This is a genomic window from Streptomyces sp. NBC_00690 (assembly GCF_036226685.1).
Classification (GTDB): Bacteria; Actinomycetota; Actinomycetes; order Streptomycetales; family Streptomycetaceae; genus Streptomyces.
Genome location: NZ_CP109009.1, coordinates 5,492,399 through 5,505,340, shown reverse-complemented (window position 1 = coordinate 5,505,340; position 12,942 = coordinate 5,492,399). Strand labels below are relative to the sequence as shown.

At 67.7% G+C, this 12,942-nt stretch carries 16 protein-coding genes; 9 read left to right on the top strand and 7 right to left on the bottom strand.

Annotation, left to right across the window (positions count from 1 at the left end):
* Positions 1-113: 113 nt before the first annotated feature.
* Positions 114-1,631 carry a class I adenylate-forming enzyme family protein gene (locus tag OID54_RS24290; RefSeq protein WP_329022726.1) on the top strand — a complete coding sequence of 506 codons (1,518 nt, stop codon included), beginning with the start codon at positions 114-116 and terminating at the stop codon, positions 1,629-1,631.
* Between the two features lie 309 nt (positions 1,632-1,940).
* Here OID54_RS24290 and OID54_RS24285 read toward each other — a convergent pair whose 3' ends face one another.
* Both OID54_RS24285 and mca read right to left on the bottom strand, forming a co-directional pair.
* Positions 1,941-2,174 carry a hypothetical protein gene (locus tag OID54_RS24285; protein ID WP_329022724.1) on the bottom strand — a complete coding sequence of 78 codons (234 nt, stop codon included), beginning with the start codon at positions 2,172-2,174 and terminating at the stop codon, positions 1,941-1,943.
* Positions 2,167-3,048, bottom strand: coding sequence for a mycothiol conjugate amidase Mca (gene mca, locus OID54_RS24280; protein ID WP_329022722.1), 882 nt, complete (start codon positions 3,046-3,048; stop codon positions 2,167-2,169). The genes OID54_RS24285 and mca overlap by 8 nt, the downstream gene beginning before the upstream one ends.
* Before the next feature lie 174 nt (positions 3,049-3,222).
* Here mca and OID54_RS24275 point away from each other — a divergent pair, with 174 nt between their 5' ends.
* Both OID54_RS24275 and greA read left to right on the top strand, forming a co-directional pair.
* Entirely contained in the window at positions 3,223-3,624 is a 402-nt protein-coding gene (locus OID54_RS24275; protein ID WP_329022720.1) for a DUF4307 domain-containing protein, read from the top strand.
* Between the two features lie 351 nt (positions 3,625-3,975).
* Entirely contained in the window at positions 3,976-4,473 is a 498-nt protein-coding gene (gene greA / locus OID54_RS24270) for a transcription elongation factor GreA (protein WP_329022719.1), read from the top strand.
* Between the two features lie 136 nt (positions 4,474-4,609).
* Here the strand turns inward: greA and OID54_RS24265 are convergent, their stop codons facing one another.
* The 4 genes from OID54_RS24265 to OID54_RS24250 form a co-directional block, all read right to left on the bottom strand.
* A complete protein-coding gene (locus OID54_RS24265) occupies positions 4,610-5,461 on the bottom strand; it encodes an ABC transporter permease (RefSeq protein ID WP_329022718.1) in 852 nt (283 codons plus the stop codon).
* Positions 5,458-6,477, bottom strand: coding sequence for an ATP-binding cassette domain-containing protein (locus OID54_RS24260; protein WP_329022717.1), 1,020 nt, complete (start codon positions 6,475-6,477; stop codon positions 5,458-5,460). Before OID54_RS24260 ends, OID54_RS24265 begins: the two co-directional genes overlap by 4 nt.
* 326 nt (positions 6,478-6,803) lie before the next feature.
* Positions 6,804-7,607, bottom strand: coding sequence for a phosphotransferase (locus tag OID54_RS24255; RefSeq protein ID WP_329022716.1), 804 nt, complete (start codon positions 7,605-7,607; stop codon positions 6,804-6,806).
* Positions 7,608-8,155: 548 nt separating this feature from the next.
* Entirely contained in the window at positions 8,156-8,323 is a 168-nt protein-coding gene (locus OID54_RS24250) for a hypothetical protein (RefSeq protein ID WP_329022715.1), read from the bottom strand.
* A 62-nt stretch (positions 8,324-8,385) separates the two neighbouring features.
* On the opposite strand from OID54_RS24250, the gene OID54_RS24245 reads away from it, so the two are divergent.
* Both OID54_RS24245 and OID54_RS24240 read left to right on the top strand, forming a co-directional pair.
* Positions 8,386-9,156: a helix-turn-helix domain-containing protein gene (locus OID54_RS24245; protein WP_329027751.1), complete on the top strand. Its 771-nt coding sequence runs from the start codon at positions 8,386-8,388 to the stop codon at positions 9,154-9,156.
* Positions 9,153-9,353: a DUF397 domain-containing protein gene (locus OID54_RS24240; RefSeq protein ID WP_329022714.1), complete on the top strand. Its 201-nt coding sequence runs from the start codon at positions 9,153-9,155 to the stop codon at positions 9,351-9,353. The genes OID54_RS24245 and OID54_RS24240 overlap by 4 nt, the downstream gene beginning before the upstream one ends.
* Positions 9,354-9,462: 109 nt before the next feature.
* On the opposite strand, the gene ilvA is transcribed toward OID54_RS24240, so the two are convergent.
* Entirely contained in the window at positions 9,463-10,698 is a 1,236-nt protein-coding gene (gene ilvA, locus OID54_RS24235) for a threonine ammonia-lyase (protein WP_329022713.1), read from the bottom strand.
* A 158-nt stretch (positions 10,699-10,856) separates the two neighbouring features.
* Here ilvA and OID54_RS24230 point away from each other — a divergent pair, with 158 nt between their 5' ends.
* The 4 genes from OID54_RS24230 to OID54_RS24215 all read left to right on the top strand — a co-directional run bounded on the left by OID54_RS24230 (position 10,857) and on the right by OID54_RS24215 (position 12,796).
* Entirely contained in the window at positions 10,857-11,402 is a 546-nt protein-coding gene (locus tag OID54_RS24230) for a MarR family winged helix-turn-helix transcriptional regulator (protein ID WP_329022712.1), read from the top strand.
* Between the two features lie 326 nt (positions 11,403-11,728).
* The gene (locus tag OID54_RS24225) at positions 11,729-12,247 is read left to right on the top strand and encodes a sigma factor-like helix-turn-helix DNA-binding protein (RefSeq protein WP_329022710.1); all 519 of its coding nucleotides are present in this window, start codon (positions 11,729-11,731) and stop codon (positions 12,245-12,247) included.
* Complete coding sequence (locus OID54_RS24220; RefSeq protein WP_329022709.1) at positions 12,244-12,516, top strand: hypothetical protein; 273 nt, start codon at positions 12,244-12,246, stop codon at positions 12,514-12,516. The genes OID54_RS24225 and OID54_RS24220 overlap by 4 nt, the downstream gene beginning before the upstream one ends.
* A gap of 88 nt (positions 12,517-12,604) precedes the next feature.
* Positions 12,605-12,796 carry a DUF1059 domain-containing protein gene (locus OID54_RS24215; RefSeq protein WP_329022708.1) on the top strand — a complete coding sequence of 64 codons (192 nt, stop codon included), beginning with the start codon at positions 12,605-12,607 and terminating at the stop codon, positions 12,794-12,796.
* Positions 12,797-12,942 lie beyond the last annotated feature (146 nt).

Here is a 12,942-nt window from a genome sequence, read left to right as displayed (position 1 = left end):
CGCCGGGTGCCGGCCCGTCGCCCCGCGTGGACCCTTACCACCCGGCCGGCGTGCCGAACGCGCCACTTCTCGATCCCGACCCGACCGTGTACGCGAGCTCGACGGAGGCACCAGTGAACGGACCCGGAGACATCCTGCGCCGGGCAGCGGCCCGGTTCGGAGCGAAGACCGCACTGATCACCGCGGACCGGACGCTCAGCTTCACCGAACTCGACCTGCTGGCCGACCGGGTGGCGGCGGCCCTCGCCGACCGCGGCGTCGGGCCTGGTCGAACGGTGTCGCTGTACGCACAGAACCGATGGGAGTGGGTCGCGGCCTATCACGGCGTGCTCCGTACGGGTGCGGTCGTCAACCCCGTCAATGTGATGCTCACCCGGGAGGAGCTCACCTACGTCCTGCGCGACTGCGGAGCGGCGGCGGTGTTCACCTCGGTCGAGCAGGCCGCCGCGGTGGCCGAGCTGACCCGGGACCTGCCGGAGCTACGGACGGTCGTCTCGTTCGGCGGCCCCGCGGACGGCGCGGTCGACTTCGCCGAACTGACCGCCTTCGAAGGGCCGGCCCCCCAGATCACCACGGACCCGGACCAGCCCTGCACCATCGGCTACACCTCCGGGACGACCGGCCATCCCAAGGGAGCGGTGCAGAGCCATCGCGCCGTCCTGCTGAACTGCGCCATGACCGCCACCATGCACGCCCGCACGGAGCACGACGTGGTGGTCACCGCGCTGCCCGCGCCCCATGTGTACGGCAACGTCGTCATCAACGGCACCTTCCTCGTCGGCGGCACCGTGGTCCTCATGGAGCGCTTCGCCCCGGCCGCCGCGCTCGGACTGATCGACGAGCATCGGGCGACCCTCTTCGAGGGCGTACCGGCCATGTACGCCATGATGCTGGCCGATCCCGCACTCGGGGATGCGGACCTGTCGTCGCTGAGCCGGTGCACGGTGGGCGGCCAGACGATTCCCACGACGACGATCAACCGCTGGGAACAGCGCAGCGGCGCCCCCCTGATCGAGTTGTGGGGAATGACGGAGATCTCGGGTCTGGGCACCACCCACAGCCCGTACGCGCCCGCGGTGCCCGGTTCCATCGGGGTGGCGCTGCCTGGGGTGGAGGTGCGGATCGCCGATCTCGACGACCTCAGCCGCAGTACCGCCCGCGGCGTACCGGGCGAACTCCTGGTCCGGGGTCCGATCGTGATGCTCGGCTACCACGGCGATCCGGAGGCCAGTGCCCGAGCGATCGACGCCGATGGCTGGCTGCGTACGGGGGACATCGCGACGATGGACGCCACCGGGCACGTCTTCATCGTGGACCGCCGGGGGGACATGGTCATCACCGGGGGCTACAACGTCTATCCCGCGGAGATAGAGCGGGTGCTGGCCGCGCACCCCGCGGTGGCGCTGGTCGCGGTCGGCCCGGTGCCCGATCCGGTGAAGGGCGAGCTGGCCTGTGCCTATGTGGTGCTGGCGCCGGGTGCGCACACCACGGAGGAGGAGCTGTCCGCCTTCGCGGCGGACCGGCTGGCCGCCTACAAGCGGCCCCGCCTGATCCGCTTCGTATCCGATCTGCCGAAGACATCCACCGGGAAGATCATGCGGCGGGCGCTGATCACCACGTTCGACCACTGACTCCCCGTACGCGCGGGAGGGTCTGAAAGCCACGAGGACCGGCCGGTTTCCCCGGCCGGTCCTCGTCGTTGCTCGCTTCCGTCCAGGCAGGGTCTCCAGCGGGGTCTCTCGCCGCGTCAAGGGCGGGGGCCTTCGCGGGCGAAAAGGCGCGACGAAAGCCGTACGACCGAAGACCACGACCGAAAGACCACCACCGCAGGACCCGTCCGCCCCCATGCCGTCACTGTGGGTGACCGCCAAGGGCAGTCGGAGCCGGGGCCACCGCCCCGGGCCTCTCGGCCGCACGGGGACGGCGGCGCTCCGGCCGACTCAGGCGCTGTTGGCCCGTGGGGTCCGCTCCGCCTTCGGGTCCTCGGCCTCTTCGAAGTTGACCCGCTGCATATGCCGGTTCATCGACTTCATCAGGAACCAGACACCGAGGGCGAGGGCCGCGAAGACGAGGAAGCCGAGGACACCGGGGGTGACCTTGTTCTCGTCGAGCTCCTTGGCGAGGGTCGCCGCGTGCGTCATTGCGAGGTTTGCGCTTGCGCTCATATCAGGCATTGTCGCGGATGCCCGCGAAGAGGTCGTCCTCGGGGAGGGAGGTATCGACCAGAGACTTCGCCAACTCGTACTCCTCGGTCGGCCAGACCTCGCGCTGGAGGTCGAGCGGCACCCGGAACCAGCCGCCGTCCGGGTCGATCTGAGTGGCGTGCGCCAGCAGCGCCTTGTCCCGGATCTCGTAGAACTCCGAGCACGGCACGTGCGTGGTCAGCGTCCGCTCCACGCGCTCGAACTCCTTCCAGCGCTCCAGCCACTCCCCGTAGGGGGACTCCAGACCCCGGGCGAGCAGCGCCTCGTGCAGCGCGACCGTACGCGGCCGGTTGAAGCCCTGGTTGTAGTAGAGCTTCAGCGGCTGCCACACCGGGCCGAACTCGTCTTCGGGGAAGCGCTCGGCGTCCGTCGCCCCCTCGAAGGCCACCATCGTGATCTTGTGGGTCATGATGTGGTCGGGGTGCGGATAGCCGCCGTTCTCGTCATAGGTGGTGATCACCTGCGGACGGAAGGCGCGGATCGACCGCACCAGGCGTCCCGCGGCACGGTCCACGTCCTCCAGGGCGAAGCAACCGTCGGGCAGCGGGGGCAGCGGGTCGCCCTCGGGTAGTCCCGAGTCCACGAATCCCAGCCACTCCTGGTCGACGCCCAGGATCTCGCGGGCCTCGTCCATCTCCCTCTTGCGGACCTCGTGGATGTTCTCCTCGATGTAGGAGTCGCCCACCAGCTTGGGGTTGAGGATGGAACCGCGCTCGCCTCCGGTGCAGGTCACCACCAGCACGGCCACCCCCTCGGACACGTACTTGGCCATGGTGGCCGCGCCCTTGCTCGACTCGTCGTCGGGGTGGGCGTGAACGGCCATCAGCCTCAGCTGCTCAGTCAAGACTCAATCCTCAATGACTCGTAGCGATATAGCGCAACAAAAATGGTTCTGTCCGGCGGGGCCGGCTGCCGAGACGTCATACGGGGCGGCGGTCGGGACGTCTCGGGAGGCTTCTATAGTGACCGAATCGGGGGAGGGAAAATTCCGGCGTCCCCCAGTCCTGGAGGAAAGACCATGACCGCCGTGCGCGACCAGCTTCCCGAGGGTCGTTACGGGCGCTCCGCTGACCAGCGCGCCGACCACAAGCTCAAGGTGCTGGGCGCGATCTTGGGCGTGGGGCTCGTCGGCATGGTCGGCTGGTTCGGTTACGACTACGTCGCGGGGCAGAAGATCAGCGCCGAGGTGATCAAGTTCTCGGTGGTGTCCAAGACCGAGGTCCAGCTGCATCTGGAGATCCGCAAGGACGAGTCTGCGGAGGGCAGCTGCACCGTGCGCTCCCGGTCCGAGGACGGCGCGGAGGTCGGCTGGCTCGAAGTGCCGGTACCTGCCGGTGAGACCCGGATAGACCAGGTGGTCAAGATCCGTACGACGGCACTGGCGACCAGCGCGGAGCTGGCCGGCTGCACGGTCGGCTAGGACCTCTCGACCGACTCCTGCCAGGGTCCGAGACATGGATCCGACGGGTCCGACACGCCAGAGCGGTGTCCCGGACTCGCCCCATGAACCACAGCTCTCCCGGCCACCCCAGCGGCAACCCAGGGTGGCCCCAGGGCAGCAACCAGTGAGATGAGCCGTCCCGGCCGCTGTCGAAATCTCGACGCCGAGGGCTGGATTCCGACACTGACCTGCACAGACGCATGTCTGATGGCTTTTGTTCTCCCCCTTCCGCCACGAAATTGTTAGGGTCGTGGTTTCGCCCACCCGGGAAGGCATCATCCTTCTGGGTAGGGCGATGCTTTGTATTCCCAGTACCTACGAGGAGCACCTGTGACCCAGACCAGCGAGAACGTCACCTGGCTCACCCAGGAGGCGTACAACCAGCTCAAGGCCGAGCTGGAGTACCTGTCTGGTCCCGCGCGCATCGAGATCGCCAAGAAGATCGAGGCTGCGCGCGAGGAGGGGGACCTGAAGGAGAACGGCGGGTACCACGCTGCCAAGGAGGAGCAGGGTAAGCAGGAGCTCCGAGTGCGCCAGCTGACCCAGCTCCTGGACACCGCGAAGGTCGGCGAGTCGCCGGCCGACGACGGCATCGTGGAGCCCGGCATGGTGGTGACGATCGCCTTCGACGGTGATGAGGACGACACCCTCACCTTCCTGATGGCGTCACGCGAGTACGCGAGCTCCGACATCGAGACCTACTCCCCGCAGTCCCCCCTGGGCAGAGGCGTGAACGGCAAGAAGGTCGGCGACACCGCGCAGTACGAGTTGCCGAACGGCAAGAGCGCTTCGGTGAAGATCCTCGCCGCCAAGCCCTACGGCGGCTGAGCAGCCGCCGCCCGACCGGTTCGGTTGACGGTCGGGGCGCGTGGTTCACCGAGCCGGATGAACACAGGGGCCGGATCGCATCAGCGATCCGGCCCCATTGCGTACGTCCTGCGGGGGCTTGGCGCCCCGGAGGAGGTCAGACGGCCGCCGAGCGGTACTTGCGGACCGCCAGCGAACGGAAGACCACGATGATCAGGACGGACCAGATCAGCGAGGCCCACACCGGGTTCTGCATGGGCCAGGCGTCGGACTGCGAGACCCCGGGGTTGCCGAACAGTTCGCGGCACGCCTGAACGGTGGCGCTGAAGGGGTTCCAGTCGGCGATGTGCCGCAGCCAGGGGGTCATCTGGCTGGAGTCCACGAACGCGTTCGAGATGAACGTGACCGGGAAGAGCCAGATCAGCCCGCCCGATGTGGCGGCCTCGGGGGTGCGGACCGTGAGCCCGATCAGGGCACCGATCCAGGAGAACGCATACCCGAGCAGGAGCAGCAGACCGAAGGCGCCGAGCGCCTTGGGGATGCCCTCGTGGATGCGCCAGCCCACCAGCAGGGCCACGATCACCAGCACGACGATGGTGAGGGTGGTCTGGACGAGGTCGGCGAGCGTACGTCCGGTCAGCACCGCACCGCGCGCCATGGGCAGGGACCGGAACCGGTCGATCAGCCCCTTGTGCATGTCGTCGGCGATGCCCGCGCCCGACCCCGCCGTGGCGAAGGTGACGGTCTGCGCGAAGATGCCCGCCATCAGGAAGTTGCGGTAGTCGACGGCGCTGGTGCTGCCGCCGACGCTCACGGAACCGCCGAAGACGTAGCTGAACAGCACCACGAACATCACCGGCTGGATGAGCCCAAACAGAATGACCTCGGGAATCCTGGTCATACGAATGAGGTTCCGTCGGGCGACGACGAGTGAGTCGCGTACGGACTGCACGATGCCGCCACGGGGCAGGGGGGCTGCCGGGTTGGCGGCCTCCGTCGTGGTGGTCACTTCGTCCTCCCGTTCTGGCCGTCACGGCCGTCCTGCCGACCGGCGGCGTCCGCCTCTTCGGCTTCTTCGGCCGCGATCTCGGCGGCGTGTCCGGTGAGCGAGATGAAGACGTCGTCGAGGGTCGGCCGACGCAGTCCGATGTCGTCGATCTCCACCCCGCGGGCGTCGAGGTCCCGAATGACCTCGGCGAGCAGCTTGGCGCCGCCCGAGACCGGGACCGTGAGCTTGCGGGTGTGCTCGGCGATGGCCACTTCGCCCTTGCCAAGGCCGGCGAGCACCTCACGGGCGGGGGCAATCTGATCGCGCAGATGGACGACGACCTCCACGCGCTCCCCACCGGTACGCGCCTTAAGTTCATCGGCGGTGCCGCGGGCGATCACCCGACCGTGGTCGACGACGCAGATGGTGTCGGCGAGATGGTCGGCCTCCTCCAGGTACTGCGTGGTCAGCAGCAGTGTCGTACCGCCCCTGACGAGTTCCTGGATGACCTCCCAGAGCTGCTGCCTGTTGCGGGGATCGAGACCGGTGGTGGGCTCGTCCATGAACATCACGGGCGGGGAGACCACAAGGGCGGCGGCCAGGTCGAGCCGGCGTCGCATACCGCCGGAGTAGGTCTTGGCGGGCCGGTCGGCGGCGTCAGCGAGGTTGAACCGCTCCAAGAGCTGCGCGGCCCGCGCCTTGGCGTCGCGCGAGCTCATTTGGTAGAGCTGGCCGACCATGTGGAGGTTCTCCCGGCCGGTCAGATACTCGTCGACGGCGGCGAACTGGCCGGAGAGGCCGATGGATCGGCGGACTTCGTTGGGGTGCTTGAGGACATCGATGCCGCTGACGACGGCCTTGCCGCTGTCCGGTTGGAGCAGGGTGGTGAGAACGCGCACGGTCGTGGTCTTGCCGGCGCCGTTGGGGCCGAGCAGTCCGAGAACCGTACCTTCGGGTACGTCGAGATCGACGCCGTCCAAGGCCCTGACCTCGCCGAAGGTCTTGACCAGCCCTTCGGCATAAATCGCGCCTGGCATATGGGGACTCCCATGGTGGCAGATGGCTCGGGGCATGGTGGTGGAGCTGCGGGCCCCACACCAGAATGCCCTGTATCAAAACATTTCTACGGATATGTCGCGCCCGATTCAACGTCCACTGGGGGCGCAACGAGGAGCACACTAACGCGATGTATCGCGAGTCTCAAGATGGATATCGCGATACATCGCGCCTTCCACCGCCGAGGTGTCGCCTCAGTGGAGGGTCCTCCCGACCGCGCCAGGAGGCTCCCGCCCAGGTCCGGGCATCAGCAACGCCCGGACCCGTCGGCGCTCGCCGCAGACACTATCTGCCGAGCAGAAAATCGCTACAGGGTTTTATGCGGGAAGCCGAGCAGCCGCCGGAAGCGGGCATTGCTGCCGGCCGCACCCCGTTCGCCCACCCGATCGCTCCAGTGCCTACAGGTGACCTCCACGAATGCCGCAACGGCCCGTGGATCGGCGGACCGCCAACTGGCGAAGCCCGCGAGCCACCGCAGGGCAGTCTCGGGCGACTGCTCGCACTCCATGATCCGCACGGCCGTATTGGCCGCATCGACCCAGGCCGGCCCCAGCGCGGGCATCGCCCAGTCGATGACGGAGGCACGCCCTCCGCCATGGCCGATCATCAGGTTGTGGGGGTTGGTGTCAGTGTGCAGCAGATGCCCACCGACGAGTAACTCCTTCTCCCCCGGCTTGAGATAGCCGACGAACCTCTCGACCAGCGGCGGTACCGGGAAGTCGGGAACGCGCAACTGCTGCATCGCCCTCAGGGTGTCCCCGATCGCCTCCCGGTCCGCCGTCGCGCCCAGATCGGCGTGTCGGCCATCGAGATACGAGAACGCCAGGCAGTACCAACCGGCAGCCTTGACGCTGTGCCGAATGGCCGGGGCGACCCCCCGAACCGTCTCATTGATGAGTTCCTCCCGGCACAGGGCGGAGACCTCGTCGAGATGGGATTCGTGCACGCCCTTGAGGAAGAGTCGCCCGTGCCGCCGAACGTGCAGGACCAGGGCGGTTGAGCAGTTCAGCCCTTCAGGCACGGTTTCGGACCCGGTCACCTCCCCCGTACGCTCCTCGATCGCTGCGCGCAATGCCCAGGGAAGGGCATCCCAACCGACACGTTCAGACATGCTTACCTCTCGGGGTGTACAAGGCCGCCTCGCTGCGACGGCCCCACCTGCTCAGTCGCCGAGCCCTGCGTGGCACCGCACTTACGGCACCTGTTCTTCCCGCTCCAGCCAACCCACTGGTGGTCGCACTGGCTCAGAATCCAGGGCATCATGCATCGCTCCTCGGCCGATTCTGTCGTGTTCAGCTGTTCGAAGATCTCCTGCCAACTATCTCTTTCCCGACTGTCGTTGGCATGGTGTATAGCCCCCCCACGTCTAACGGTCCCGCCCGCCACCGGGAAGGCCCGCACATGCGCTCGGGCAGTCGTGACGGGGGGCTGTTGCGTTCCGGGGTTCGTCCGGCCGGGCCCCTCAGCCCGACCGGACGAACCCCCTTCACCGGCTCCCACACACGAAAGGCGAGGGGGCCGGGAGCTCATGGCGCAGGGGTCAGAGAACCCGGGAGAGCGCCGCCCACAACAGCGTTGCGGGCACCACGGCGATCAACGGAAACCACACCGCACGCCCCCGCCCGAGCCGACGCACCCCCGCAACGACCGGACACACCTTCACAACGCCGCCCCGGACCGCGCACTCCGGCTCTGCGCATTGGCCTTGGCCACTTCGGCGCTCATCGCGTCCGATTGCTCGGCGGGCACCACGTGCTCGGGCAACGCATCCCACTCCACACCGCCGTTGAGCGGTCGTAGCTGGATGTAGCCCCCTTCGCGGTCCATCACCCGCCCCACGCGCCGATGGAAACGGAGCCGGCAATCCGCGGCGGGCATTCGGAGATGCACTGCGTGACGCCAGGGAACTGCGGCATGCCGGGAAGTGGACCCAGATGCAGTTGGCCAAGGCTGTACGCACTTCCAGTTCGACGATCTCGCGCCTGGAGAGCGGGGAGGGTCCGGTACCCAGCGACCTACCGCCGCTGCTCGATCAGGTCTTCATGACCGACGGGCTGTTCAAGCGCCTGTACGGGGAGATCCAGCGGGAGGGATTTCCCGTCCACTCACGGCGACGCATCCGGCTGGAGCCCGATGCCGCAGCCATCGCGGAGTGGTCCCAGACCGTCGTTCCCGGGCTCGTGCAAACCCCCGCCTACGCCCATGCACTTTTTCGTCAGGGCGATCCCAGAGCCGGCGATTCCGAGATCAGAGCCATGGTCGACAAGCGAATGGCCCGGCAGGACGTGTTCCTGCGCAGTTCTCCGCCGGACTTCTCCGTTGTGATCTGTGAGTCCGTGCTCAGACGCACGGTAGGGGGAGAGGATGTGATGCGAGATCAACTCGGCGCTCTCCTCTCTCATGGAGCAAGGCGCACGAGCGTTGTGCAGGTGCTCCCACTGTCAGCGGGTTGCCACGGCCTCATGGATGGCCCTATTTCGATACTCACAGCACTCGACGGATCAGTGATCGTGTACGCAGAGGGAGTCAGATCGGGCGCGATCATCGAGGATCCCAACGCGGTCAAACAACTGACGCGGTCATACAATCTCGTGACCGCATCGGCGCTTTCGCCTGACGCGTCCGCTCAGCTCATCCTGAAGCTAATGGAGGCGCCATGAGCCACAGTTGGGTGAAGTCCAGCTACAGCAGCCAGGACGGTGGCAACTGCCTTGAGTGGGCCCCCGGCCGGGTTTCGGCGCAGGGTGCCGTCCCCGTACGAGACAGCAAGGTCGTAGATGGCCCCGCCATCACCATCACGGAACCGGCCTGGTCCTCCTTCGTCAACGCCATAAAAGACAACGCCCTCCCCGCATAGGACACGGAGGAAGCCACCGACGAACGACGGAGGGTCCCCCGCGGCTGCGGGGGACCCTCCGTTGTGTCGTGGCATCCGACTCCGGGCGAGGCGCACGAGCGGGGTGGGCTCAGCCCATGACCGTGACCGTGTATCCCGCCTCGCGCAGCGCCGCGGCGACCTGGTCGCAGTGTTCCGGCCCCTTCGTCTCCAGTTGGAGTTCCACCTCAACCTCCGTGAGCCCGAGGCGGGGGTCGGTCCGCACATGACTCACGTCGAGGACGTTGGCGTCGAGCACGGTCAGTGCCCCGAGCATCGCCGCCAGCGCACCGGGGCGGTCGGTGAGTCGCAGTCGTAGCGAGAGGTAGCGTCCGGCCGCAGCCATGCCGTGGCGCAGGATGCGTTGCATCAGCAGCGGGTCCACGTTCCCGCCCGACAAAACGGCGACCACCGGGCCACGGAAGCTCTTGGGGTCGCTCAGCAGGGCCGCCACCGGGGAGGCCCCGGCCGGCTCGACGACCAGCTTCGCCCGCTCCAGGCAGAGCAGGAGCGCACTGGACAGTGCGTCCTCGGAGACCGTGCGCACCTCGTCGAGAAGATCTCCGATGATCTTGAACGGTACGTCACCCGGACGGCCCACCTTGATCCCGTCGGCCATCGTCACCGGGGCCTTTATCGACACCGGTCGGCCCGCGGCCAGGGACGGCGGATAGGCAGCGGCACCTTCAGCCTGTACGCCGATCACCTGTACATCGGGACGCACCGCCTTCACCGCGACCGCGATGCCCGCGGCCAGACCACCGCCACCGACCCCCACCACGATCGTGCGCACCTCGGGGCACTGCTCCAGGATCTCCAGACCCACCGTGCCCTGCCCGGCGATGATGTCGGGGTGGTCAAACGGGTGGATGAAGACTGCGCCGGTCGCCTCCGCGTAGTCCTGCGCTGCGGCCATCGTCTCATCGACGACCTGCCCATAGAGCCTCACATCAGCGCCGTACTCCCGTGTCGCCGCCACCTTCGGCAGCGGCGCGCCCACGGGCATGAAAACGGTGGAGCGCACCCCCAGCAGGGAGGAGGCGAGAGCCACTCCCTGCGCATGGTTCCCAGCGGACGCGGCGACCACTCCCGCGGCTCGCTCCTCCGGGCGCAACCCCGCGATCCGCACATAGGCGCCGCGCAGTTTGAACGAGCCCGTTCGCTGGAGGTTCTCGCACTTGAAGAGCACCGGAGCCCCGACCAACTGGGACAGATGCCTGCTGCCTTCCATGGCGGTCATGCGCGCTACGCCGGAGAGCATCTTCTGCGCCCCGCGCACATCGTCGAGGATGACAGGGCGAAAGGTGTCAGGCGTACTGAAGGTCATGACGCCAAGTCTCGCAGCTCTCACGCTGGACGGCCCACGCGCACCAATCGCCGTCGCGACCACTTGTTATGGGTTTCCCCAGGCCCCGTACGCACCGCCCCACGTCCGCGTACTCTGTCCCCCACCAATCGACCACCGCACGAGAGAGCCCCCTGGCCATGCCCACTTCTCAGGACATGACGACTCATCTCGAACCTGGCCTCCTCGATGCTCTCCAGCACCAGGTCGCCCTCTTCGCACGTCGCGCGGAGCAGACCCGGCTCGGCGGGGTCGGCCAGGTCCGCAATTCCATGGACCGTGCCGCCTATCTGCTGCTCAACCGGCTCGACCGGGAGGGTCCGATGGGTGTGAAAGCACTCGCAGCAGGGATGGGCATCGACTCATCCACCGTCACCCGCCAAGTCGCCCCCCTGGTCGACACCGGTCTGGTGAAACGCACCTCGCACCCGGAGGACGGCAGGGCCGTCGTCCTCCAACTCTCCCCCCGTGGCCAAGCTCGCCTCGAAGAGGTCCGCAGCTCGCGTCGGGAACTGATGGCCCAGGTCACGGACGGTTGGACGGAGTCGGAACGCGAGTCGTTCTGTAGCCTGCTCACCCGTTTCAACACCGCGCTCTCAGCCCGTCAGGCCGGGATGTCCCCGATGGACCAGGGGGTGGCCGGACTGCCCTCGATCAACGCACAGAACCCATCGGCCGTGTCATAGGCCACGACTGCACCCGGCCCTTTCGGGTGTCACACGCACCACGTTCGATTCCATGCCCCAACGCCCCTAGGTCGTCTCATCCGGCCCTTGGGGGCGCACGTCAACCAGGGCTCATACGGCTCGATCGACCCGTAGGCCCCCTGCTTTTCCCCGGAAGCCCGCCCCGTTGAACAGGACGGATACGGCCTCACAGGCCCGTACGACTCCTGACGGCAACCGCTCGGACTCCCGCACCACAACCCCGGTGCCCGGGTTCCCGGCACAGGCGCACGAAGGGCTGCGCCGACCTCTTGACCGGGACTGCACAGCTGCCTCTATATGAGGACGTGAGCGAGCGGCGGTCGGCACTGGCGGATCGCCGCGTCCGGGAGTTCGAGGCATTCACCGCGGGCGCGGCGGGACGGCTGCTCCATGCCGCGACACTGTTGACGGCCGAGTCCCCGACTGCCAATGCTCGTGCACAACACCTGCTGACGGCCGCACTGGCGCTGACCTTTGCGCAGTGGGACCGGTTGCGCGGTGAGGACCCGTACGACTGCACCCGTCAGGAACTCGTCCACCGCTTCGCCCGCTGCTCCTGGCGTCGGCACCGCACGGAGGGCGGGGTGCTGGCACGGCTGACACCTCAGGAACGCCTGGTCGTGGTGTTGCGACTGTACGAAGGGGTGGCGGAGGAGCAGACCGCAGCACTGCTCGGGCTCTCCGAGGAACGGGTCCGCACCGTCTGTCGCCGTGCGGTCGCCGCGTTGTGTGCCGACCGCGCTGCGCGTGGGGGCACCCCGGACAGCCCGGACACCCCGAACCCCCCGGATACCCCAGACGCATCGACGAAGTCGGCGTCATGACCGGGCCCAGTCGGATACCCGGCGGTACTCCGAGCCGCAAGGAACGCGAGGTCCGTCGGATGTTGGAGCCCCGCCCCCCGGCCGTCCCCAAGGAACTCGTCGCCCGGGCCGTGACGCGCGGGGCCGCTTTGCTGCGCCGCCGTCGCGCACTGCGCAGGACGGGATGGTTGCTGCTCGTGGCCGTGGTGGTCGCGGCGGCGGTGTGGGCGATGGCCGTCGAGCCCTGGAATGTGCGACCGGTGGACATGACTCCACCGACGGACGGCTGACACATCCATTACGCCCTTTTTGTGTGGATGAATCCCGCTCGGAACTACCCTGGAGTTGCGGTGTACCGACAGCTCCGAGGAGGTCACCATGACCAGGAAAGTCGCTGACTGCCGCAAGTTCCCGAGCGAGATGGACTGCACCCTCACCATCACGGGCGAGGAGGAGGAAGTCGTACGGGCAGCGACCGAGCACGCCGTGTCCGTGCACAGCCACGAGGACACCCCCGAGCTGAGGGAGCAGGTCCGCGCCTCGCTGGAAGACGAACGGGTGCCGGCCTGACCCGCGCCGCGACATCACACCGATAGCGCCGGGGCGCAAGGCCGCTAAACGGCACTCAAGGAGAGCACTGTTCACGGAAAGTGACGATGCCAGGACCGGAACCCATGTCGGTCGATGACCCCGTCCGGCCTAGGAACGGATGGAGC